Consider the following 23,185-nt stretch of genomic DNA (forward strand, 5'->3'; position numbering starts at 1 on the left):
CGGTTCAGAAGATTTGGCGGATGTTGGTCTTGGCGAGGTCGATGAGCTGATCGCCGCGGCCGGAGAGCACCGTCCGGATGGCGTAGAGCGTGAAGCCCTTGACCTGCTCGGCGCTGATTGCCGGCGGAATGGACAGTTCCTGCCGGGCCGTCCGGACGTCTATGAGGGCCGGGCCGTCGTGCGCAAAGGCTTCATCCAATCCCGCCCTCAGCCCGGATGAGTTGTCCACCCGTATTCCGCGAATGCCCAGCGACTCTGCCAGCTTGGCGAAGTCCGGATTCTCAAGCTCCGTGCCGTAATTGACGAATCCCGCGGCCTTCATCTCGAGCTCCACGAAGTTCAGCGAGGAGTTGTTGAAGACCACCACTTTGACGGGGAGTTTGTTCTGGACCAAGGTGATCAGCTCGCCGAGCAGCATGGTCAAGCCGCCGTCCCCGGCCAAAGCCACCACCTGGCGGCCGGGGTACGCGGCAGCCGCACCGATTCCGTGCGAGAGTGCGTTGGCCATGGTTCCGTGGTTGAACGAGCCGAGCAGCCGGCGTCGTCCGTTCATGCTGAGGTACCGGGCCGCCCAGACGGTGGGGGAACCGACGTCGCACGTGAAAACCGCATCCGGGGCTGCCAGCTGATCCACCAGCCTGCCTACGAACTGAGGATGAATGGGCTGGCCATCCTTGGCCGGAGAGGCCAGGTCGTCGAGTTTGGCGCGCGATTTGGCGTAGTGCTTGAGCGAAGTACTCAGGTGTGTCCGCCTCGACTTGCGCTCGATCAAGGGCAGGAGCGAGGCTGCTGTGTCCTTGACGGTGCCCACAAGGCCAAGATCGATCCGGGACCGCCGGCCGAGTTGCTCGCCCCTGATGTCCACCTGGATGATCTTTGCGTTCTCCGGGTAGAACTGCTGGTACGGAAAGTCGGTGCCCAGCATCAGCAAGGCCTCGCAGCTCTCCATGGCACGATAACCGGAGCTGAACCCCAAAAGTCCCGTCATGCCGACGTCGAACGGGTTGTCGTATTCGATGTGCTCCTTGCCGCGCATCGCGTGGACAATCGGCGCGCCCAGCGCGTCCGCCAAGGTCATGACCTCGGCGTGCGCACCGGCCGTACCGGCACCGGCCAGGATGGTGACTTTGCCGGCCGTGTTGAGAATGTCCGCTGCTTCGGCGAGTTCCCGGGGGTTGGGCCTGATCTCCGGACGCGCGGCCCGGATCACGGCCGTCCGGTTGCTTTGCGCCTCCGCGAGGGCAACGTCGCCGGGAATGACGACGACGGCGACACCCCGCTTCTCGACGGCCGTCCGCATGGCGATTTCCAAGACCCTGGGCATCTGGGAAGGGTGCGCCACGTGCTCGACATACACGCTGCATTCCCGGAACAGCTCCTGGGGGTGCGTTTCCTGGAAGTACTGGCTTCCGATCTCCTCGCTGGGAATGTGGGCGGCGATCGCCAACACGGGAACCCTGGACTTGTTGGCATCGTAGAGGCCGTTGATCAGGTGCAAGTTGCCCGGGCCGCAGGATCCGGCGCACACCGCAAGTTCATTCGTGAGGCCCGCCTCGGCGGCAGCCGCCAACGCCGCGGCCTCCTCGTGGCGGACATGCACCCAACGGATGCTCTCGTCCTCCCTCAGCGCGTCCGTGAATCCGTTCAGCGAATCTCCGGGGATCCCGTAGACGCGCTGGACGTTGTTGGCCTTGAGGGTGGCGACGATGTTTTTGGCAACGGTGTTCCGGGCGGCGGACATGGACTGTTCCTTTCGAGGGGAGGCAGTGCAGACACCGCCTACGCTACTCCCGAACAGTCCTTGGCGCCTGATGCCCGGCGCGGGGACGCCTAGTGGTAGCTGCTGACGAACGGGCGGTTGCTAGGAACGATCCGCTTGCCCAGCGGCATGAGCGACACGGGAATGAGCTTCAGGTTCGCGATGGCCAGCGGGATCCCGACGATGGTGATGGCCATGGCGAAGGCCGTGAGCACGTGACCGATCGCGATCCAAATGCCCGCAACCAGCAACCAGATGACATTGCCCAAGAGCGCAAAAGCGCCCCCACTCCCGGGCTTGTCGACCACCATGCGGCCAAATGGCCACAGCGTGTACGAGGCGATCCGGAAAGAGGCGATGCCCCAGGGGATGGTGACGATCAACAAGCAGCAAACAATTCCGGCCATGAAATAGCCCAAAGCCAGGACGAAGCCACCACAGACGAGCCAGATAATGTTGAGCAGCGTTTTCATACCCCCATTCTGCCCTTGCGGGACCCCGCGGGGACCTAGGGGTCCGCAATGAAATCCCCCTGGCCTTCCGATCCCCGCTCACATACGGGGCCCTCCCGGCACACCCTCGCTCACATACGAGCGATGGATCCCGTGGAAAAGATCACTTGCAATTGGCGCTTAGCCAAGCCGTAACGGGAGCCATTGCCTTTTCGAACTTGCCGCTCGAGTAGACGGTTTGGTCTTTCAGGCCTGCGATGGCAGTGTCCTTCAGGTTGGTGAAATCAGCCTTGAGCGCGTCGGGGACGCGATCGGCTGTGGCGCTGAGCTCGGTCTTGTATTGCTCCAGCTCGGCGGTCTTTCCCTGCGCCGCAGTCATCGGCAGCAACGAAGCTCCCGTGGCTTCCTGAGAGATGGTGGAGCACATTTCAGCTGCCGAAGCGAAGCCTCCGAATGGCCCCGATGATGGGGTTGGGCTTGCACTTGCGGAGGCGGACTCGCCCCCGGAAGAGGCCGACGGCGTGCCCGCCGCAGCGGAGCCGCCAGCCTGTGAGGAGCAGCCGGACATCGCCACGGCGGCGAAGAGGGCGACTGTCAGGAATCGGATAGGGCTGTTAAGAGGTTGAGCAAAGATTTTCAAAGGTCGCATTCTGCTTGATCGTCTGTCTCCGGAACCTTTCAGCCCCCGGAGCAATGGCATTCTGTCCCCGCCGTGGAGTGTAGCCCGAATGGGCCTGGACCTTCCAAGTTGACTTCGCGCCCTTCAGGCCACTTCCCTATTGCCGCACCAGCAAGCGGTCCAGCTTGCTGAACGAAGTCCCCCATCCCTCGCGGGTCATTTCCACCCATTCGTCGGAGTCGAAGGGGCCCTGAGTGAGACGAAGCAGCGTGCGTCCGCCATCCAGCACCTCGAACTCAAGGCGCATTTCGAGCAAAAGTATGGTCCCGGCGTCGGGCTCTGCTTTCTGGGTGGCGACCAGCAGGGCGGGCGGATCATATGCGGTGATGACGGCGTCGATGGGCGATTCCTTGACAACACCATCCTCCTGCCAGGTCATGACAAGCTGCCAGGCTCCGCCCACCCGTGGGTCGACGACTATCCGGTCACGCGGCGAATCCACGCCCACTGGCCCGAACCATGCGGCGAGCTGGTCGGGATCCACGAACGCCTGGAAGACGAGCTCGCGCGGGGCATCGAATTCGCGGGTCATGGTGAGAATGTGCTGTTCCGTGTTCATTGTTTGACTCCTGGATCCTCTGAATCGTGCTGAATCTTGCGTAGGTGGGCATCGAGGCGGATAAAGCTGGCATCCCAGAAACGCCTGTATCTGTCCATCCACTCGGTGGCTTCGCGCAACGGTTCGGCTTCCAATTTGGACGACCGCCATTGTGCATTCCGGCTCCGGCTGATCAGCCCTGCGTTTTCCAGGACTTTGAGATGCCGCGAGACGGCAGGAAGGCTGATGTCGAACGGTTCGGCAAGCTCGTTCACGGTGGCCTCGCCCTCCGAAAGCCGGGCCAGGATGGCCCTGCGGGTGGGGTCGGCCAAGGCCGAGAAAATGAGACTGAGCCGGTCTGCGGACATCGCCTGTGCCTTTGTGTTTAACTGGTCAGCTAATTAACTGATGCGTTAAATATGCGACCGCCGACGTGGGCTGTCAAGGGGTTCTGCCACATCCTTGCTCAGATCAAGTGAACGAGCGTCTGGAGAAAGGGGGTTGAAAGTGACCGAGCGTGCGCGGGGGGCGTCAGGCTTTTGCGGCTCGGACGAAGGCTCGAACGAGGCCGAGGTCCTTCACTCCACGCGAAGACTCCACGCCACTGGACACGTCGACGCCCCAGGCCTGGGCTTCGAGCGCCGCGGCTCCGACGTTGGAAGGGGTCAAACCTCCGGCCAACAACCACTGGCGCCCGCCCAGGTCGAGCTTCCGGACGGAGGAATAGTCCCATGCCTCCCCGGAACCCGGAACGGCGGCGTCGATCAGGAGAAGCTCTTCCCCCCACTCCGCGAACTCGTCCGGAGCCGCACCCATGGTGACGGCCCTGACCAGTTTCATGCCGGCGTCGTGCACGGTCTTAACGTCTTCCGGCGAGCGGGTTCCGTGCAGCTGGACCCATTCGAGGCCAGCCTCGCGGGCGGTTGCGACGGCGTCGGCGGCTGTCTCGTGACGGAAGACCCCGACGGCGGCCACACCATCCGGTACGTGGACCAGCAAGTCCCGGGCACGGTTAGGGGATACCTCGCGGGGACTTTTCGTCAGAACGAAACCCACGGCGTCTGCGCCGGACTCGACGGCGGCCTGCACGGATTCAGGCGTGCTCAAACCACACACTTTGACGAACATTCCGCGCCTCCAACCGTTTACCTTCTTACGACGTTAGCAAGGGCTTTCGGGATTGTTGAACCGTGCCAAGATTGCACCGATGTTACGAGAGCGTTCAATCGGCGAACGGCGGCGTCGGACTAGGCTGGAGAGCATGGAGATCATCCGCTTTGCCGAGCTCAAACCCGAACCATGGCGCAACGGAGGCGGGGTGACCCGTGAACTCGCCAGCCACCCGAAGGCGGCGTCAGCGCAAGACGGAGCGTGGGACTGGCGGGTCAGCATCGCCGACGTCGGATCGGCCGGCGAATTCTCGACATTCCCGGGCATGGAGCGCGTGCTCACGGTGATCGATGGCGAACTGCTTCTGCTCACGGTAGACGGCCAGGAACACCCGCTGGAAAAGTATCGGCCGTTCCGGTTCTCTGGCGAGGCGGCTTCGGCCAGCGCACTGCCGACCGGCGACATCCGGGACCTCAATGTGATTGCCCGGGCGGGCGAGTTCAAGGGTTACACGTCCATCATCGAGCTCTCCAAGAAGCGCGCACACCCAGTGTTCGAAGGCCAGCTGGCAGTCCTTTTGGAGGGCAAGGCTTCTGTTAGTCCCGGGGCGGATCCTGCGGAAACGGCGGACGGCTCGGAGGGTGAACCCGACGTCGAGACAGCCGAGCTGGCACGTTACGACGCGGTAGTGGGTTCCGACACTCGCAGCCCGGAAATCCTGGGCCGTGGATTCCTCGCCGTCATTTCCATCGACCGCGTGGAGCATGCGCACCCCTAGGTCCCAGCACTGGACATCATGCAGATATGGCCGTTCGCTGAGCCGAAGACTGGACATGTCCCCCGGTGAGGCTCGCCACCAAAGCTGGCAACCCGGCGTCGGGCTTTGCTAGCCTCGAAGGAAGGCCCGCACAGGGACCTCCGGACGACGGTTCAGTACCCGGCACGCGACAAGACTGGCCAAAGGATCTGTCATGTCGTGGTTAATCCTGGTTCTGTCCGGCGCGCTTGAGGCTGTCTGGGCCGCAGCGCTTCACCGGTCCAACGGCTTCCGCCGGCCGCTGCCCTCCGCCGTCTTCCTCGTCGCCGTCATCGCGAGCACAGCCGGACTGGCCCTCGCGATGCAATCCATTCCCACCGGAACCGCGTATGCGGTGTGGGTGGGGGTCGGCGTCGTCCTCACGGCCGCTTACGCGATGGTCACCAAAGTGGAGCGTCCGACGGCGGCCCGGCTGCTCCTGCTGGCCGGAATCGGTGTGTGCGTGGTCGGCTTGAAGGTGGTGGCGTAGCCGTGACTGCTAAGTTCGCATGGGCCATATTGCTGGCCTCCGCGGTGCTCGAAGCTGTATGGGCGACGGCCCTTGGACTGTCCGATGGCTTCAGCCAAATCCTCCCAACCGTGGTCTTCGCCGTCGCGGCCACCCTCAGCATGATCGGCCTCGGGATCGCAGTGAAGCTGGTCCCGCTGGGCACGGCCTACGCCGTCTGGGTGGGGATTGGCGCGGCATTGACAGTAGGCTGGGCGATGGCCACCGGGGTCGAGCCGGGCAATCCGCTCAAGCTGCTGTTCATCGCGGGAATCGTGGGTTGCGCGGCCGGGTTGAAGGCCATTCCCGCGGAGAAGCCTGAGCTTTGAGGAAGACACCGGAATACTCCCCCGCTCCACGGAGTTGCGAGCAATGAAGCGAACATTCGGCGAAGGAGAACACTCATGAGCACGGAAACCACGAACGTACAGCTTGGCGATGGCCTGACGGTGAGCCCCCTAGGCTTCGGCGGGATGGCACTGACGCCCGTATACGGCGACGTGGATCCCGCCGAATCCCTCAAGACACTGCATCATGCCGTGGATGCCGGCATCAGCTTCATTGATACCGCGGATATCTACGGTGCGGGCGACAACGAGGAACTGCTCGCGAAGCTGCTGAAGGATCGCCGGGAGGAGGTCCAGCTTGCTACCAAGTTCGGAATCGTGGGCAACCCGCGCGAGGGCTACACCGATGTGCGGGGAGATTCCGCGTACGTGGCCCAGGCTGCGGACGCAAGCCTTCGCCGCCTGGGCACCGACGTGATTGACCTTTACTACATGCACCGCCGTGACCTCCGCGTTCCGATTGTGGAAACCGTGGAGGCCATGGCGGAGCTTGTCCGGGCAGGCAAGGTCCGGCATCTTGGGCTGTCTGAAGTGACAGCCGAAGAGTTGAGGGAAGCCAACACCGTGCACCCGATCGCCGCAGTGCAGAGCGAATGGTCTATCTGGAGCCGGGACGTTGAGCGCAACGTCGTCCCGACTGCGGCGGAGCTGGGCGTAGGCTTCGTACCTTACTCGCCGCTTGGTCGGGGCTTCCTCACCGGAACCGTCAGCGCCGATCAACTCGGCGAGAACGATTTCCGGCATCGCATTCCCCGTTTTGCCGACGGCGCACTGGACGCCAACCAGGCGGTTGTTGCCGCCGTGCGCGCCATCGCCGCGGAGCTGTCCGAGAGCACCGGCCGGGATGCAACTCCCGCCCAGGTGGCTCTGGCATGGCTCTTGGCCCAGGGCCGTCGCCGCCAGCTCAGCGTGGTCCCCATCCCCGGGACGCGCAAAGCGCACCGAATCGATGAGAACCTGGGCGCCTTGTCGCTCGAGTTGAGCGCCGCTCAACTCGACGTGCTCGACGGCGCTGCGGACGCCGTCGTCGGCTCACGGTCCGCGGACCCCACCTGGGTTTCGCAGGGCCGCGAGTAGCCGCCAAGCCGCAGGCAGCTTCCGTAGAGTGGACCAATGGACTCACTCATTCATTCACTGCGTGACATCACCATCCGGCGAATCTCGGTCAGCGAGATGGATAACAACGTGTATCTGCTCACTGCCAAGGCAAGCGGAGCGCAGCTCCTGATCGATGCCGCGGACGACCTTCCAGCCATCCAAGGGATGATCGAAGACTCCGCGGCGGACACCACCGCCACGCCGAAACTGGCCCTGATCGCCACGACCCACCAGCACTGGGACCACGTCCGCGCACTTCCCGGGTTGGTGGAAGCCACGGGAGCGAAGACCTCGGCCGGAGTGGACGACGCGGACGCGCTGCCCGTGCCCGTGGACGTGCAGCTGCACCATGGCGATGTGGGAAACTTCGACGGTTTCGACATCACCGCGGTGCACTTGCGCGGCCACACTCCCGGTTCGATCGCCTACGTGTACCTGGACCCGGAAGGACCCGCGCACATTTTCAGCGGCGACTCGTTGTTCCCTGGAGGCGTCGGCAACACCCAGAACGATCCCGCGCGCTTCACGTCGCTGTTGAACGACGTGAGCGAACGGTTGTTCGAGGCCTACCCGGATGACACCGTGGTGCATCCGGGCCATGGAGCTCCGACCACCCTCGGTGCAGAGCGGCCGCACCTTGCGGAATGGCGCGAACGCGGCTGGTAACTCCGCGCACCACCATGCCCATTTTTTGAGGCCACCGATGGACATGCTCAGTGCTCGCCCAACCACACCGAGGAGCATGTCCAGCTTCCGTGGCGAGGAGTGGACATACGAGGATTATGTCCACTCCTTGTTGCCCACGTTGAGCATGTCCGGTGGTGTAGCTAGTGCCAGGAGCCCCGAGCGACCTGAGCTAGCTGCTACCTAGCGGCCGCGGCGTTCGTTCGACGCCGGAGCCGAGGCGCGGCGCGGTCCGCTGCGGGCCGGACGACCGGAACCCGACTTGCCCGAGCCGGAGCCGTACGAACCGCCGGAAGTTCCGCCCGTGTTCGAGGACCACACAGCCTTGTTGCCGCCCGAGTTGCGAGTCGAGGTCGCGGATTCCGAGCGCGGAGCCGACGCGGCACGGTTACCCCCGGAGGCGCGCTGGCCGGTTGCCGGACGGCCGCTGCGGCTGTTCTGGCTTTGTCCACCTTGTCCACGAGCACCAGGAACGTCGTTGCGGTGGCCGGAACCTGCGTTGCCGCGCCCACGCGAGCTGCGGGCGACGTCGTCATTCGCTGCTGCGCGACGCTCGGCACGGTTGATATCGGTGCGCACCGGCTCGGCCGAGACCTTGCCACGCCCGCCGCGGCCACCACGGCCACCCGCTGTGGGTGCAGCCTGGCCGGAACGACGGGCCCGCTTGCGCTGGGCGTTGGCACCGTTGGAGGTGCCGCCCTGCTGCGGAGCCTTGGCCGCCAGCAGCGCCGCGCGGGTGCGTGGGTCTACCTTGTCGGCAACCTCGCCCACCAGCTCGGCGACCAACGGCGATGACGCGGTGACGCGCTCGAACGTGACGTCGACGCCGGCGGCCTTCATGAGCTTCTTGACGTCGGCCTGCTGGTCGGGAAGCGTCAGCGTGACCACGGTTCCGTCGGAACCCGCGCGGGCCGTACGTCCGGAACGGTGCAGGTAGGCCTTGTGCTCTGTGGGCGGGTCGACATGGATGACCAGCTCGACGTCGTCGACGTGCACGCCGCGGGCGGCGACGTCGGTGGCCACCAGGACCCGGACCTCTCCGCTGGAGAACTCGGCAAGGTTGCGGTCACGGGCGTTCTGCGACAGGTTGCCGTGCAGGTCGACGGCGGGAATGCCGCAGTCGGTCAACGTCTTGGCGAGCTTGCGGGCGTGGTGCTTGGTCCGCATGAAGAGGACCCGTCGGCCTGCGCCGGAGGCCAGCTCGACGATCAGCTGCTTCTTGACAGTCTGGTCGTTCACCACGAGGACATGGTGTTCCATGGTGGTGACGGCGGCCTGGGGGTCGTCCACCGAGTGGGTCAGCGGGTTGGACAGGTAACGGTTGACCAGTTTGTCAACACCGTTGTCCAACGTCGCGGAGAAGAGCAGGCGCTGGCCCTGGGTCGGGGTCATGTCCATGAGCTTCTTGACCACGGGGAGGAAGCCGAGGTCTGCCATGTGGTCGGCTTCGTCCAGCACGGTGACCTCGACGGCTTCGAGCGTCAGGATGCGCTGGCGAATGAGGTCTTCAAGACGGCCGGGGCAGGCGATGACAATGTCGACGCCGGCACGCAAGGCCTTTTCCTGGCGCGCCTGGGAGATGCCGCCATAGATGACCGTGGTGTTCAAGCCCATGGCCTTGGCCAGCGGCTCGATGGTGGCATTGATCTGGGTGGCCAGCTCGCGGGTCGGTGCGAGGACCAAGCCCATGGGGCGGCCGGGCTTGCGGAAGTGCTTGGCTTCGCGCTCGGCGAGACGTGCCACGAGCGGAATGGCGAAGGCGATCGTCTTGCCGGAGCCGGTGCGGCCCCGGCCCAGGACGTCGCGGCCTGCGAGCGTATCCGGGAGGGTCTTGACCTGGATGGGGAAGGCTTCTTCGATGCCGTCCGCTGCGAGGGACTCGGCGATGGCCTTGGGCGTGCCAAGGGCAGCAAAAGTAGTCATGTGTTTCAAGGGTCTTTCTGGCGGTGTCCAACGGACATCGTCCCCCGACGCCGGTTGGGCCAAGGGTTCGCCGAGGAAAAAGTCAGTGATCGACCGGTAGGCAATAAGCCGTGGCCGGGACCAGAGAATACGCGTTCATCGACGCAGGATGTGCCTCTCACATGAAAAAAGCCCACTTCCCGAGTTCGGAACCAAGCCAAATTCGGGGACTAAGCGGGCATCACTGCACATCAAGTAGATCCATTCTAGCATCCGCGGGCAGCGGGCTTTTCACAGGGCGCACTCCGCGGGGGCGTTGCCTCGTGGGGGCATGCCAAGGCAGGCTTGAGCCATGACGCACGAGCACGACGCCGACGCCCACCTTAACAGCCAATCCGACGACGCGGGCGCCGCGCAGTTTTGGGACGGGGTGTACCTGGAAAAGGCGAAGAGGTGGAGCGGGAACCCCAATCCGCAGCTGATCGCGGAAGCCAAGGGCCTGGCTCCGGGCACCGCCCTGGACCTCGGCTGCGGGGAGGGCGCGGACGCGATCTGGCTCGCCCAGCATGGCTGGACGGTGACCGCGGTGGACGTCTCCGCCGTCGCGCTCGAACGGGCCCGAGCCCATGCGGTCGAGGCCGGGCTGCAAGACCGGATAGCGTGGCTGCCACGGAACTTCGGCTCGTGGCAACCGGCAGAGGGCTTCGACTTGGTGTCCTCCCAATTCCTTCATTCTCCGCTTATAACGTGGCGCGATTCGCTCGCTTCGGCCGCGGCCGCCGTGGCTCCGGGGGGCGCTTTGCTGGTGGTGGGCCATCATCCGGATGGCCTGACTCCGTGGAGCGGGCATAAGGACATGAAGGACAAATTCTTCACTCCCGAGGACTTGGTGCAGGCGCTCACGCGCGGCCCCGGCTCATGGCGGATCAACGTTGCCGACTCGCGGGAACGGGAGGTTACCGGCCCGGACGGTCAACACGCCACCACGATCGACAGCGTGCTCCGGGCGACCCGAACAGCTGGATGAGCAGTTCCAATCGAATTAGTTGAGCATGAATTCACAAACCCACGCGAAAGGACTCTCTGACTTGTGAATGAACCATTCACCACTGGTCCCGAATCGAGAGTCGCCTGGTACCTGGAGCAGACTCGCGGCCATGACAGAGGATCATTGGCCGGATTGATACCGCCTATCTATCCCGCGTATGCCCGGGTGATGAACCCCGTAGCTACGCCGGGCGGCCAGCGGCTGCGCTGGTCCGACATCGCGGGAGAAAGGCTTCCGGTCGATGCAGCCACGCAATGGAGCGACATCATCATTGCCGCGAACCCTGATCCGTCCACCTACTACGAGCCCGAGACGGGAACAATCGATGCCGGAGTCGCGGCGAAGCTGTTCGCCATTCTTACGTCGTTCGCCAGGGCGCAGATGAAATGCGCTTTCCTCATATGGGAGGGATATGGTTCCCTGCGACGTGACATCCGCCTCGCGCCAGCCATCTCCAACGCCCAGGGGCGGATCATGCACGTGCACGAAGCACTCCTTGGACGGGCAGTGGAATCAATCGAGGAACCGCCAGACCGGCTGCCCATGAATTGGCTTCCCACAGACGGCAGTTGGTGCGTTGCCAACGACATTTTCGCCCGATCAGTATTCGTCGGCGGCCCCGCTGCCGTGATCGGGAGAATCCTCGGCTCACCTGGGCTGGAAGCCTACTATGTGCGTCCAAACCATATGGTTGTCCCGGAGGACTGACCTGCACCCGGCCTCCTTACCTTCCTGGGAACCAATTCCTAGGAATGAACATTCTTCAAGTCCCCTTCGGCCGCGCCACGCGCCTCGGCAGCACTTTCACTAGCCGCGGGCCGCCGGACGGCTACCCGCGGCGCAATGATGAGTCCGACGAGGGCGATCGCCGACGTCAGTACGAATACCCCCGCGAAGGATCCCGCCGTCGTCGTCAGCGCACTGAAGACGAGGCCCGTCACGGCGAGCGAAAGGGCGCCGCCGAGGGAATCGGAGATGGACATCGCAGAACTGTTGAAGCCTTGATCTTCGGGCTTGGAAAGGGCAAGGGTCATGACACTCAGGCGCGGGTACATCAGGCCCATCCCGGCGCCTGCGAACAGCCAGCCCGCGATCGCCACGGCCGCGGGCCATGCAAACACGGTGGTCACGAGGACGATTACCACCGAAGCCAGCACCAGCGCCGAGCCGACCCCGACGGCCAGCGCATTGCCAAGCCGGGAACCCATGCGGCCCTGCACGGCGGACGCCGCTGCCCACGCGATCGCGGAGCCTGTCAGCGCGAGGCCGGCAAACGCCGGGGAGAACGAGTACCGCCCCGTGAGGAGGTACGGCACGTAAACCTCGGTACCGAAGAAGGCCGCCGAGGCAAGTCCGCGCATGAGGATAACGCTTGGCAATCCGCGGTGCGCGCCGAGCGTGCCGCGCGGGACCAGGGGCCGCACTGCCAGCATGGCGATGACGAGCGCGACGGCGGCCATCACCCAGCCGGCGCCGGGCACCTGTCCGGAGAGGTTCAGGCCGAGCACCGAGAGGGCCGCGAGCGCGGCCCATCCCATCCGGCCGAAGGCCCAGGGAACACGGGAGCTTTCAGGTTCCGCCCCGGAACGCATGCCCCGCATGGCAGGGAGGATCATTGCCAGAGCCGGAACAACGAGGCCGGCGACGCCGAGGAAAACCCAATGCCAACTGCTCAACTCGGCAACTACGCCGGCGGCGAAGGGGCCGATCATCGAGGGAATGACCCAGGACGCCGAGAACGCTGCGAAGACCTGGGCATGCAAGCGGGCCGGGTAGACGCGGGCGATCACCACATACAACGCCACGGTCATCCCGCCTATGCCTAGGCCTTGGACAAGCCGGCCGGCCACGAGCATCGGCATGGAAACCGCGATGCCTGCGATGAGCAGCCCCGCCGCGAACAGCGCCACGGATGCGTACAGCGGGGCGGCCGGACCACGCCGGTCGGCCCAGTTCCCTGCAGCCACCATGCCGATCACGCTTGTGGCGAGCGGGCCGGCGAAGGCCAATGCATAGAGTCCGGCACCGTCCAGATCGCGGCTCACAAGCGGCATGATGGTAGTTACGGCCATGGACTCGAAAGCTGCCAGGAAAACCAACGCACAGGCACCAGCGGTCGCCAGGAGATAGGGGCGCTGCAGTATGCCGGCTGTTGCGTCGTGGCTTGTCATCATCCCAGCCTAGAAGGGCGGACGAGTTCGGGGCCAGCTTAAAAATCCATTCAACTGATTAACAGTTTTCTAAAATTAACTCTGGGCAAACAATTTATTAAATAGCTAACTCTCGGTTGTCTTCCGTAATCATTTCGTGATGCACTGCTTGGCGTGAACTTCACAAGACGCAATTTCCTTTCGGTCGCCGGTTCCGCCACGGCAGCGACGCTTGTCAGCGGCGCCACCGTGAGGACCGCACCTACAGCTTCGGCACTCCCGCAGCCCGGTTCCTCAGGCATCGACCACATCATTGTGGTGATGATGGAAAACCGTTCATTCGACCATTTCGTTGGATGGATGCCCGGCGCGGACGGAAAGCAAGCCGGTCTGACGTTCGTTGACCGGTACGGCATTCCGCATACAACCCACCACTTGATGGATTTCCAGGGCTGCGGGCATCCCGACCCCGACCATTCCTATGAGGGCGGCCGGATCCAGTTCAACAACGGCAAGAACGATGGCTGGCTGCGGGCAGGCGAGAACGACGAATTCGCCGTCGGATACTACGACTCGAGCGACCTCGACTTTTGGCGCCAAGCGGGTCCCGACTGGACTGTTTGCGACCGCTATTTCGCAGCCACCCTGGCCGAAACCTATCCGAACCGCTTCTATCAGCACTCAGCGGCTACGGACAGGCTCCATAACTCGACCGTCACCAGCACCATGCCCACGATCTGGGACCGTTTGGCGGCTGCCGGAGTTCAAGGAAAGTACTACTACGGCGACATCCCCTTCACCGCCCTCTGGGGAACCAAGTACCTCGGAATCTCCAGGCCCTACTCCGAGTTCCTCAGCGACTGCAGTTCAGGCAAACTCCCTTCGGTGTCCTTCGTGGATCCCCGCTTCACGGATGAGTCGAGCGGAACCTCCGGCGATGACCACCCACATGCCGACATCCGCTCCGGTGAGCTGTTCCTGGCGGAGGTCTACAACGCCGTGACCAAGAGCCCGAACTGGGCAAACACCATGCTGGTGGTCAATTACGACGAGTGGGGCGGGTTCTACGACCACGTGCCACCGGAAACAGCGCCGGACAGCAATCCGGACACTGCGCGACGCGGCTTCCGCGTACCGTCCATGGTCATCTCTCCACGCGCCCGCCGGCAATACGTGTCACATGACACCTACGACCACACCTCGGTCCTGAAGGCCATCGAGTGGCGCTGGGGACTTCAACCCCTGACACCGCGGGACAACGCCGCCCGCAACATCGCCGAAGTGCTCGATTTCCAATCAACGCCCAATTTGACTGCTCCGACATACCTCGTGCCGCCTTATGCCGCCGGACCTGCGTGTTCCCCGGTCGGACCGCCAGCGGAAGAAGAATGGGCCGGATTGAAACAGAAAGCACTTGCGGACGGATGGATCCTGCCATGACCTTCAAGACCTTCGCCATTTCCAAGATGCGGCTCGGATTGGCTGCGCTGATGGTTGTGCTGCTTGGGGCCTGCAGCATCGCCTTCGGAATGCAGCAGCCGCAAGCGCAAGCGAGCCAGCCCCAGACCGTCCAGAGCACCGGATATCTCCCCGGAGCCCAGCACGTATTCGTGATCAACCTGGAAAACAAGGGCTACGACACGACATGGGGGCCGGGCTCGGCGGCACCGTACCTTTCCACCACGCTGCGCAACCAAGGCGTCCTCCTGAACCAGTACTTCGGTACGGCGCACAATTCGCAGCCAAACTACGTGGCCCAGATTTCGGGGCAGGGCCCCAACCCGCAGATGCAAGCCGATTGCCAGACGTATTCCCCGTTCGTGAAGACGGGCACGGCAACTCCCGGGCAGGCCGTCGGGGACGGCTGCGTGTTTCCCGCGGATGTTCCGACGGTGGCCGGCCAATTGACGGCGGCCGGGAAGACCTGGAAGGGCTACATGGAGGACATGAGCACACCGTGCCGCCACCCGGCCCTCGGCGCGCCCGATGACACCCAGAAGGCGAAGGTCGGGGACCAGTACGCAGCCCGCCACAACCCCTTTGTCTACTTCGCGGGAATCACGGGATCACCGGACTGTGCCAAGAACGACGTGGACCTCGGCGCCCTGCAAACCGATCTCGCGTCGGTCTCCACGACGCCCAACCTGTCCATGATCACGCCCAATCTCTGCCACGACGGACACGACTCTCCCTGCGTTGACGGACAGCCCGGTGGCCTTACCAGCGCGGATGCATGGCTGAAGCAGTACGTTCCGATGATCACCTCGTCCCCCGCGTTCCGCCAGGACGGTGTCCTGGTGATCACCTTTGACGAATCCGACAGCCCCCAGTCGGACGCCTCGGCGTGCTGCGGCGAAGGTCCCGGACCCAACGCTGCGCTTCCCGGGATCGTTGGACAGGGTGGCGGCCGGGCGGGCGCTTTGGTCATCTCCCCCTTCACCAAGGGCGGCACCTGGTCCACTACGCCGTACAACCACTACAGCCTGCTGGCCAGCATTGAAGACACTTTCGGTCTCCCGTACCTCGGCTATGCCGGCACCCCTGGACTGAACCGCTTCGGTCTCGACGTCTACAACGCCGGGGTCTAGTCCGATGGCCTGACCCGCACGGCGGGTCAGGCCGTCGTCGGCACCTCGATCGCGGGGATCAGCTCTCCCGCGGCGGTGGGCACGACGGCGCCGGTCGCCGTCGAGTCCGGGTTCAGCATCCAGCCGACCCGCTTGGCCGTGCCCAGCATCACGACGCTTTCGACGAGTTCGATCCTCGGGATACGTTGCTGGATGGCGAGTTCTATCTCCAGGACCTCGCCCAGCGAACGCAACCACATGATGATTGCAAAGTTGGTGCTCCCGGTGGTGGAGGCCGTGAACCTGATATTCCTGATGGCCCGCAACTCGGCGGCCGCGGCCTCATGTTGCCCGGCCGGAACATTCGCGAACCATTGGCACGTTATCGGGTAGCCGGAAAATTGCTGGGCTATCTCGCAGCGGAAGGACAGCAGCCGGCTCGCGAGCACCCTGCCGAGTTGCCGCTGCACGGTGGCGGGATGCCGCCCCAGGGCACGGGCGATCTCCGCGGCGGACGCCCGCCCGTCCCGGGCGAGGAAGGGAAGGAGCGGCAGATGGCTCTCCGGCAGCGGCGGGACGATCGCGTCGGGAGCGGACGGATTAGCGGCTTCGGGCCCGGCCAGCGCGCGGAGCGCCTGCTGCTCCGCCCGGCTCAGGACGTTGAGCCGCCACGCATAGCCGCCTGTGTGGATCCGGGTGCAGAGCGAGGTCCTGTATTTGGTGAGCCCCGGGATTTCCTTGAGCTGGGGCAAGAGCCGGCTGCTGAATTCCCCCAGGTCCTGGGTGATCACGGTCAGCATGAGATCCCGGTTGCTGGCAGCTTCCTCAACCGTGATGATCTCCGGGATCGCTGCGAGCGCGGCCGTAACCTCAGGCCTGAGGTGCATTTCGCAGTCCACGTCCAACAGTGCCAGGCAGGCGTTTTTCGGGTCGCCCATGAGGTGCGCCGTGGTCCAGGCGGCTCCGGATTCGCGCAGGCGGTCCCAGCGGGAGGCCAACGTAGTGGCATGGACTCCCAGGACCTCCGCCGCGTCGGACCAGCTGATCCGAGGCGAGACCTGGAGGGCATTGATCAGCCGCAGGTCCTCTTCACTGAGTTCCATTGGCAATCCTCCCCTTTACTCCCCGAGCCGTGCGCGATTCCTGTTAATTCTGCCACGTTCCTGAATTTTTTCAGGGCTTTGAAAGATTGTGAGGCTAGTCACTCCACAATGGCTATGGATACCTAACAATCGTTCAGGAAACAGGAGAACAAATGTCGATCGCCGCAGACGCCAAAGAGATGCAGGCAGAAATCGCCCGGTTCCGTCACGAGCTCCACCAGGAACCGGAAATCGGCCTGGACCTGCCGCGCACCCAGGAAAAGGTGCTCAAGGCGCTCGACGGGCTCCCGTACGAAATCACCCTTGGCCAGAGCACGACGTCGGTCACCGCGGTCTTGCGCGGCGGCGCGCCCCACGCTTCCGAGCAGACGCCAACAGTGTTGCTCCGCGCAGACATGGACGGCCTTCCCATCCAGGAACGCACCGGCGTCGAGTTCACCTCGAAGCTCGACGGCGCCATGCACGCCTGCGGCCACGACCTCCACACGTCCATGCTCGCCGGAGCCGCAACCCTCTTGTCCGAGCGTCGTGATCAGTTGGCTGGCGACGTCGTCCTGATGTTCCAGCCCGGCGAAGAAGGCTTCGACGGCGCGGGCCACATGATCCGCGAAGGCGTCCTGGATGCCGCCGGCCGCCGCGTCGACGCCGCCTACGGCATGCACGTCTTCTCCTCACTGGAGCCGTACGGCCAGTTCTGCACCAAGTCGGGCGTCATGATGAGCGCTTCGGACGGACTTTTCGTCACGGTCCTGGGTGCCGGCGGTCACGGTTCGGCGCCGCATGCGGCCAAGGACCCCGTGACTGCGGCGGCGGAAATGGTGACGGCGCTCCAGGTGATGATCACGCGGCAGTTCAACATGTTCGACCCCGTAGTCCTGACCGTGGGCGTGCTGCAGGCCGGAACCAAGCGCAATGTGATCCCCGAATCCGCGCGTTTCGAAGCCACCATCCGTACGTTCTCCGAAGCTTCCCGGGACCGGATGATGACTGCGGTTCCCCGGCTCCTCAAGGGCATTGCCTCAGCGCACGGCCTGGAGGTTGACGTCGATTACCGTGGCGAATACCCCATGACCGTCACCGACGAAGACGAGACGCACACCGCCGAGAACGTCATCTCGGACATGTTCGGCGATTCGCGGCTTTCCCGCTGGGCCACGCCCATCAGCGGCTCGGAGGATTTCTCCCGGGTCCTTGCCGAAGTTCCGGGAACCTTCGTGGGCCTCAGCGCCGTGCCGCGCGGGGTGGACCACACCAGCTCACCGTTCAACCACTCCCCTTACGCCACCTTCGACGACGGTGTCCTCTCCGATGGTGCGGCGCTCTACGCAGAGCTCGCGGTCTCCCGCATCGCCACCCTCGCCGCCGGCAGCTAACCACCACCCACACCATGGAGCAACACATGACCGCCACCGTTGGCACTTCAGCCACAGCCCGGGTTCACAAGTCGCACCTGCGGACCCTCATCGGTACCGGCATCGGCAACGCCGTCGAATGGTACGACTGGGCCATCTACGCCACCTTCTCGCCCTTCATTGCGAGCGCCCTGTTCAGCAGCGCCGACCCCACGTCCGCGGTCCTTTCCACTTTGGCGATCTTCGCCGTCGGGTTCGTGGCCCGGCCGTTCGGCGGCTTCGTCTTCGGCTGGATCGGCGACAGGATCGGCCGCAAGACATCCATGACCGTCGCCGTCGGCCTCGCGGCTCTCGGCAGCCTGCTCATCGGTATCGCCCCGACCTTCCAGGCTGTCGGGGCCCTGGCCTCCGTGATGCTCCTGGTGGCACGCCTCATCCAGGGCCTCGCCCACGGCGGCGAGCTGCCGTCGTCGCAAACCTACCTGTCCGAAATGGCACCCAAGGAAAAGCGGGGCTTCTGGGCAACGCTCATCTACACCTCCGGCACCGCAGGCATCCTCGCCGGAACACTGTTGGGCGCCATTCTGACCGGAATGCTGAGCAAGGCCGACATGAACGCCTGGGGTTGGCGTGTACCGTTCCTGATCGGCGGCGCACTGGGCATCTACGCCTTGGTCATGCGGGCCAAGATGAAGGAGACCGAGGCGTTCGAAGCCGAGGCGCCGAAGGAAAAGCGCGAGCCCATGTGGCCGCAGATCGTCAAGTACCGCAAGCAGGCCCTGCAGGTCATCGGGCTGACGGTTGGCCTCACCGTTGTCTACTACATCTGGGGTGTCGTGGCCCCGAGCTACGCTGCCAGCACGCTCAAGATGGACCGCGGCGCAGCCCTGTGGGCCGGCGTCATCGGCAACATCGCTTTCATCGCGGCGCTGCCCTTCTGGGGCAAGCTATCCGACCGGATCGGCCGCAAGCCCGTAATGATCATGAGCGCTGCCGGGACGGCGTTGCTGCACTTCCCCATGACGTGGCTCCTAAAAGACTCACCATGGCAGCTGGCCGTTTCGATGTCCGTCACGTTGTTCTTCATTGCCGGCAGCGCCGCCATTGTCCCGGCAGTGTACGCCGAGTTGTTCCCGACCAAGATCCGCACCGTGGGCGTGGGCGTCCCGTACTCCATTTGCGTGGCAGTCTTTGGCGGGACGGCACCGTACCTGCAGACCTGGCTCGCCAGCATCGGGCAGGCCAACATGTTCAACGTCTACGCCGTGATCCTGTTGGTCATCAGTATCGCGTTCACCTTCACGATCCCGGAGACCAAGGGCAAGGACCTGACGCACTGACTCTGCATCCGGCCGCCCGCTGGACCTCCCCTCTTTTCAGTCCCGACGACGGCGACCCCCGCTCAGTAGCGCGGGTCGCCGTCGGCGTTTGGATCCAAAACCGGGGAGTTCCAGCGGCCCCTCCGGTTCCGCCTAACTGACATAGCGGTTGCGGCCGGCACGGATGCCGAAGAAGGCTGCCAGGGACCCCACCACGAGGAACAGGATGCCGGCGGCCGCGAAACCACCGGTGGCTTGGTGCAACTGGCCCACCATGAGCGTTCCCGTGGAACCCACGCCATAGCCGACGCCCTGCATCATTCCCGAAAGGTGCGAAGCGGTGTGCGAATCGCGGGTTCGCAGCATGATCATCGTCAACGCGACAGCCGTGAGGCTCCCCTGGCCCAGGCCCAGCAGCCCTGTCCACACCCAAATCAGATCCGTGGGGCCGAAAATACTCAAGGCGAAGCCGCCGCCGGTCATGAGCGCCACCACGGTGTTGATAACGCGCTGATCCTTGAAACGCGCCGCGAGCCCCGGGGCAACGAACGAACCAAGCATCTGCAGCACAATCGACACGGACACGATCAAGCCGGCCGTCCCGCCGTCAATTCCGCGGTCACGCAGGATCGGTGCCAACCAGGCGAACACGCTGAAGGACATCATCGACTGCAACACCATGAAGATAGTGACCTGCCAGGCGACGGCGGAACGCCAGACGTTCCCACCGCCGTCGGCGGCGTTGTGGCGGACGGGGTGCTGGCGGACCGCCAGCGGCAAGAAAAGCAAAAGGACGACGGCGGCCGGGAGCGCCCAGAACCAGAGCGCCACGGTCCAGTGACCGGTGGCTTGGAAGACGGGGTAGGTGAAACCGGCGCCAAGCGCGGCAGACGCGCAAATCGCCGTCGTGTAGAGGCCGCCCATGAGTCCCAGCCGATGCGGGAAGTCACGCTTGACGACGCCGGGCAGCAGCACGTTGCATAGCGCGATCGCGGCGCCGCACGCCGCGGTGCCGGCAAGAAGGGCGGGCAAATGCCCGGCGTCGGCGAGGTCCACCGGACGGATCAGCAACCCCGCTGTCAGCACGGCCATCGCACCGAGCAACACCCTCTCGGCACCGAAACGACGGGCCAGGACCGGGGCGAGCGGCGCGAAGACACCCAGCAAGGTCACGGGCACCGTGGTGAGCACAACCACCGCCCATCCCGGCAGCCCGGCGTCGGCGGTCACTTCCGGAAGGACCGCCGAAAAGCTCGAGAACACCGTCCGCAGGTTCAGGCCGATGAGCACCAGGCAGACCCCAAGGAAGGCGAGTCCGCCGCGCGTCTTGACCCGGGTGGGCGCGGCGGCGGGAACCTCGTCGATCTCGGCGTCGACGAGGGTCTCGGAAACGCCGGAGTGCGGCTTGGGGTTCTCGGGGGAGCTTGAAGCGCGGGTCACCAACCCATTCTGGCAGTCGCGCCGCCGGCGTCCGGCACCGCACCGGTATTCTGGAGGAGATGAGTGAAACCCCAGATTCCCCTGAAACACCGCAGTCTCCGCGACCCGTGACCCCGGGCAGCCAGGCCTCGTTCGGCACTTATGGTGGGCGGCCTGTCAGTTTCGTGCGCCGCGGTACGCGCCTTCAGGGCCGCCGCCAGGCAGCGTGGGAAGAGCACTCGGACCGCTGGGCCATCCAGGTTCCGCGGCATGTCGCCAACACCTCCGTTCATCCGGACTACGTGTTCGACGCCGAGGCCGAGTTTGGGCGCAAGGCACCGTTGATCGTCGAAATCGGTTCGGGACTTGGCGACGCCGTATGCCATGCCGCGGAGGAGAACCCGGACAAGGACTTCCTCGCCGTGGAGGTCTACACCCCGGGGCTGGCCAACACCATGATCAAGATCAATAGCCGCGGGCTCAGCAACGTCCGAGTGGTGGAGGCCAACGCCCCCGAGGTACTGGCGACCATGCTCCCTGCGGGTTCGGTGAGTGAACTCTGGGTCTTTTTCCCGGACCCGTGGCACAAATCCCGGCATCACAAACGCCGCCTCATCCAGCCTGCCTTCGCCGAACTCGCTGCGCGGTCCCTTAAGAAGGGTGGCTTGTGGCGGATCGCCACCGACTGGTCCAACTACGCCATCCACGTCCGCGAGGTCCTTGCCGGTTCCACCGAGTTTGAAAACCTGCACGACGGCGAGCGGACCGGCGCGGAGAGCCCCCTCACGCAAGTGTGGGAATCCGGAGTCGAATCCATGGTGGGCGGGGCACCCGTCAAGGAAGGCCGGGCACCTGTCAGCACCGAGCACACCGGCCCGAACGAGGGAGTGGACCACGTGGGCGGGTGGGCTCCGCGCTTCGATGGACGGATCCGCACGAGCTTCGAAAACAAGGCCCACGAGGCCGGACGCATGATCTTCGACCTCAGCTACCGCAGGATTTAGCTTCAGATATTAATTGGTCCCGCACCTCAAGGTGGCTTCTTCCCAGGCGCTGTCGGAGAGGGTTCAGCGGCGGTTGACGGCCCTGCTGCGAACGACGAGGCCAGCAACAGGGCTGACGTGGCTAGTACAAATGCTTTCTTCATGGCATCCCTTTGCTATTGCTATTGCTATTACTGTTCGGAAAATGGTCCGGAAAGACCGTGGACATTATGAAAGGGTTGAGGCGCTCAAGTTTTCAGGTACCCTGTCAACATGACTGCGGTGTGGATAGTCCAACACGATGAAGAGGAACCTTTTAATGCCGTGCTTGGCGTCTTCGCATCTCAAGACGAGGCGGAAGAGTTCGCCGACGAAATCAAAGATGAGTACGCCAGGGGGGTCATTTACTCCCGCTATGAAATCGGATACCGCTACAACAGGGGACCCGGACACGCGAGTTTCGGTCCCGGCGACCATTAACTCGCCCAATCCCCGGCTTAGGCCTTGACCGGGGCCACGACCGCCTGGCGGCAGCGCACAGCATAGTGACAACTGCGCCGGAGATTTTAGGGTTCGCGTCTTTAGATTCATGCTGTCCTTCTGCGAGTGTTATTGGGCAGACCCGTCGAAGCAAATGCTCAACAATAAAATTATGCAGTCATAACAAATTAAGCAAGACCATTCAATAAACAGGTCAGAGCACTTTTTCTCAGGAATTATAGAATCGGAGGTCGGCAATTTCGATCGATACTTATTCCCCAATACTCAGTCAACAATCCATACGCCACTCAATTTATTGATTACGAGTACTCAATATTGCATATCGACCACTCAATCCAGAGCAAAACCCTTGACACCGAGTAAGGGGGGGCGCTAATGAGATACTCTCGCCGAAGCCAACACCGGACACTCAACTTCGTCCGGCCAGATCCCAGGAGCTCGGCCAAACACACCGGTTCTTTGCGTGCCGTACAGGCACCGGATACCATGTGAAGCGTGTCACCGAGAGGTGGCACATGCTTATGATCTGCGGCGGGAGAGCCCTGCCGGTACGTTTCAGCAGGCGCCGTAGGAGCAAATCCTCCCCAGGAATCTCTCAGGCCCACGTACCGCCGCGGCAAGGCAACTCTGGAAAGCAGCCCGGGCAACCGGACTCACCGACGGTGCAAGCGTCCAGCCGAGAGGCGGGACGCGGAAACTCTCAGGTCCAATACAGAGCGGGGAGGAACCGAATCATCGTGGCGCGTCCGCGCCACCTGAATTATGGAGTTCCTCATGACCCTGGCACCTGAAGGCCGTAAGCTGCTGCGCGTTGAACAGCGCAATAAAGCCGTCCCGGTCGAACGCAAGCCCGAGTGGATCAAGGCCAAG

At 64.0% G+C, this 23,185-nt stretch carries 23 protein-coding genes and 3 riboswitches; of the genes, 13 read left to right on the top strand and 10 right to left on the bottom strand.

The genetic code is table 11. The annotated features are described in order from the left end of the window. Nucleotides 1-4 precede the first annotated feature (4 nt). The 6 genes from poxB to J2S96_RS19010 all read right to left on the bottom strand — a co-directional run bounded on the left by poxB (nt 5) and on the right by J2S96_RS19010 (nt 4,556). Nucleotides 5-1,741 carry a ubiquinone-dependent pyruvate dehydrogenase gene (gene poxB / locus J2S96_RS18985; RefSeq protein WP_306867040.1) on the bottom strand — a complete coding sequence of 579 codons (1,737 nt, stop codon included), beginning with the start codon at nt 1,739-1,741 and terminating at the stop codon, nt 5-7. 89 nt (nt 1,742-1,830) lie between these two features. After that, nucleotides 1,831-2,232 carry a YccF domain-containing protein gene (locus tag J2S96_RS18990; RefSeq protein WP_306867042.1) on the bottom strand — a complete coding sequence of 134 codons (402 nt, stop codon included), beginning with the start codon at nt 2,230-2,232 and terminating at the stop codon, nt 1,831-1,833. Between the two features lie 142 nt (nt 2,233-2,374). After that, nucleotides 2,375-2,851, bottom strand: coding sequence for a hypothetical protein (locus J2S96_RS18995; RefSeq protein ID WP_306867045.1), 477 nt, complete (start codon nt 2,849-2,851; stop codon nt 2,375-2,377). 136 nt (nt 2,852-2,987) lie between these two features. Then, on the bottom strand, nt 2,988-3,449 hold the full coding sequence (locus J2S96_RS19000) for an SRPBCC family protein (RefSeq protein ID WP_306867049.1): 462 nt from the start codon (nt 3,447-3,449) through the stop codon (nt 2,988-2,990). Next, nucleotides 3,446-3,796, bottom strand: coding sequence for an ArsR/SmtB family transcription factor (locus J2S96_RS19005; protein WP_306867053.1), 351 nt, complete (start codon nt 3,794-3,796; stop codon nt 3,446-3,448). The genes J2S96_RS19000 and J2S96_RS19005 overlap by 4 nt, the downstream gene beginning before the upstream one ends. 163 nt (nt 3,797-3,959) lie before the next feature. Next, complete coding sequence (locus J2S96_RS19010) at nt 3,960-4,556, bottom strand: phosphoribosylanthranilate isomerase (protein ID WP_306867056.1); 597 nt, start codon at nt 4,554-4,556, stop codon at nt 3,960-3,962. 133 nt (nt 4,557-4,689) lie between these two features. On the opposite strand from J2S96_RS19010, the gene J2S96_RS19015 reads away from it, so the two are divergent. The 5 genes from J2S96_RS19015 (at nt 4,690) to J2S96_RS19035 (ending at nt 7,953) form a co-directional block, all read left to right on the top strand. Then, the gene (locus J2S96_RS19015) at nt 4,690-5,316 is read left to right on the top strand and encodes a HutD/Ves family protein (protein WP_306867058.1); all 627 of its coding nucleotides are present in this window, start codon (nt 4,690-4,692) and stop codon (nt 5,314-5,316) included. 118 nt (nt 5,317-5,434) lie between these two features. Then, a riboswitch (guanidine-III (ykkC-III) riboswitch) is annotated at nt 5,435-5,500 on the top strand. Nucleotides 5,501-5,509: 9 nt separating this feature from the next. Beyond that, the gene (locus J2S96_RS19020; RefSeq protein ID WP_306867061.1) at nt 5,510-5,824 is read left to right on the top strand and encodes a DMT family transporter; all 315 of its coding nucleotides are present in this window, start codon (nt 5,510-5,512) and stop codon (nt 5,822-5,824) included. A 2-nt stretch (nt 5,825-5,826) separates the two neighbouring features. Beyond that, nucleotides 5,827-6,171, top strand: a complete 345-nt coding sequence (locus J2S96_RS19025; protein ID WP_306867064.1) for a DMT family transporter — start codon at nt 5,827-5,829, stop codon at nt 6,169-6,171. A 75-nt stretch (nt 6,172-6,246) separates the two neighbouring features. Next, nucleotides 6,247-7,266, top strand: coding sequence for an aldo/keto reductase (locus J2S96_RS19030; protein WP_306867066.1), 1,020 nt, complete (start codon nt 6,247-6,249; stop codon nt 7,264-7,266). 36 nt (nt 7,267-7,302) lie between these two features. After that, nucleotides 7,303-7,953: an MBL fold metallo-hydrolase gene (locus J2S96_RS19035; RefSeq protein ID WP_306867069.1), complete on the top strand. Its 651-nt coding sequence runs from the start codon at nt 7,303-7,305 to the stop codon at nt 7,951-7,953. A 201-nt stretch (nt 7,954-8,154) separates the two neighbouring features. Here J2S96_RS19035 and J2S96_RS19040 read toward each other — a convergent pair whose 3' ends face one another. Continuing rightward, on the bottom strand, nt 8,155-9,894 hold the full coding sequence (locus J2S96_RS19040) for a DEAD/DEAH box helicase (protein ID WP_306867072.1): 1,740 nt from the start codon (nt 9,892-9,894) through the stop codon (nt 8,155-8,157). Nucleotides 9,895-10,225: 331 nt separating this feature from the next. On the opposite strand from J2S96_RS19040, the gene J2S96_RS19045 reads away from it, so the two are divergent. Next, on the top strand, nt 10,226-10,900 hold the full coding sequence (locus J2S96_RS19045) for an SAM-dependent methyltransferase (RefSeq protein WP_306867075.1): 675 nt from the start codon (nt 10,226-10,228) through the stop codon (nt 10,898-10,900). A gap of 189 nt (nt 10,901-11,089) precedes the next feature. Beyond that, nucleotides 11,090-11,629, top strand: a complete 540-nt coding sequence (locus J2S96_RS19050) for a hypothetical protein (RefSeq protein ID WP_306867077.1) — start codon at nt 11,090-11,092, stop codon at nt 11,627-11,629. Nucleotides 11,630-11,667: 38 nt separating this feature from the next. Here J2S96_RS19050 and J2S96_RS19055 read toward each other — a convergent pair whose 3' ends face one another. Further along, complete coding sequence (locus J2S96_RS19055) at nt 11,668-13,092, bottom strand: MFS transporter (protein WP_306867080.1); 1,425 nt, start codon at nt 13,090-13,092, stop codon at nt 11,668-11,670. A 153-nt stretch (nt 13,093-13,245) separates the two neighbouring features. On the opposite strand from J2S96_RS19055, the gene J2S96_RS19060 reads away from it, so the two are divergent. Together J2S96_RS19060 and J2S96_RS19065 are read left to right on the top strand one after the other, a co-directional pair. Beyond that, complete coding sequence (locus tag J2S96_RS19060; protein WP_306867081.1) at nt 13,246-14,511, top strand: alkaline phosphatase family protein; 1,266 nt, start codon at nt 13,246-13,248, stop codon at nt 14,509-14,511. Continuing rightward, nucleotides 14,508-15,659 carry an alkaline phosphatase family protein gene (locus tag J2S96_RS19065; protein ID WP_306867083.1) on the top strand — a complete coding sequence of 384 codons (1,152 nt, stop codon included), beginning with the start codon at nt 14,508-14,510 and terminating at the stop codon, nt 15,657-15,659. Before J2S96_RS19060 ends, J2S96_RS19065 begins: the two co-directional genes overlap by 4 nt. Before the next feature lie 26 nt (nt 15,660-15,685). On the opposite strand, the gene J2S96_RS19070 is transcribed toward J2S96_RS19065, so the two are convergent. Then, the gene (locus tag J2S96_RS19070) at nt 15,686-16,741 is read right to left on the bottom strand and encodes an Lrp/AsnC family transcriptional regulator (RefSeq protein ID WP_306867086.1); all 1,056 of its coding nucleotides are present in this window, start codon (nt 16,739-16,741) and stop codon (nt 15,686-15,688) included. Between the two features lie 152 nt (nt 16,742-16,893). Here J2S96_RS19070 and J2S96_RS19075 point away from each other — a divergent pair, with 152 nt between their 5' ends. Beyond that, nucleotides 16,894-18,114, top strand: a complete 1,221-nt coding sequence (locus J2S96_RS19075; protein ID WP_306867089.1) for a M20 metallopeptidase family protein — start codon at nt 16,894-16,896, stop codon at nt 18,112-18,114. Nucleotides 18,115-18,140: 26 nt separating this feature from the next. After that, nucleotides 18,141-19,433 carry an MFS transporter gene (locus J2S96_RS19080; RefSeq protein ID WP_306867092.1) on the top strand — a complete coding sequence of 431 codons (1,293 nt, stop codon included), beginning with the start codon at nt 18,141-18,143 and terminating at the stop codon, nt 19,431-19,433. A gap of 132 nt (nt 19,434-19,565) precedes the next feature. Here J2S96_RS19080 and J2S96_RS19085 read toward each other — a convergent pair whose 3' ends face one another. Beyond that, the gene (locus tag J2S96_RS19085) at nt 19,566-20,852 is read right to left on the bottom strand and encodes an MFS transporter (protein ID WP_370873165.1); all 1,287 of its coding nucleotides are present in this window, start codon (nt 20,850-20,852) and stop codon (nt 19,566-19,568) included. 59 nt (nt 20,853-20,911) lie between these two features. Here J2S96_RS19085 and trmB point away from each other — a divergent pair, with 59 nt between their 5' ends. Beyond that, nucleotides 20,912-21,835, top strand: a complete 924-nt coding sequence (gene trmB, locus J2S96_RS19090) for a tRNA (guanosine(46)-N7)-methyltransferase TrmB (RefSeq protein WP_306867095.1) — start codon at nt 20,912-20,914, stop codon at nt 21,833-21,835. 252 nt (nt 21,836-22,087) lie between these two features. Next, on the top strand, nt 22,088-22,294 hold the full coding sequence (locus tag J2S96_RS19095) for a DUF7336 domain-containing protein (RefSeq protein WP_306867098.1): 207 nt from the start codon (nt 22,088-22,090) through the stop codon (nt 22,292-22,294). Nucleotides 22,295-22,837: 543 nt separating this feature from the next. Next, a riboswitch (glycine riboswitch) is annotated at nt 22,838-22,936 on the top strand. A gap of 1 nt (nt 22,937) precedes the next feature. Next, nucleotides 22,938-23,040, top strand: a riboswitch (glycine riboswitch). The last annotated feature ends 145 nt before the right edge of the window (nt 23,041-23,185 follow it).

It is taken from the genome of Arthrobacter bambusae (assembly GCF_030812595.1).
GTDB lineage: Bacteria > Actinomycetota > Actinomycetes > Actinomycetales > Micrococcaceae > Arthrobacter > Arthrobacter bambusae_B.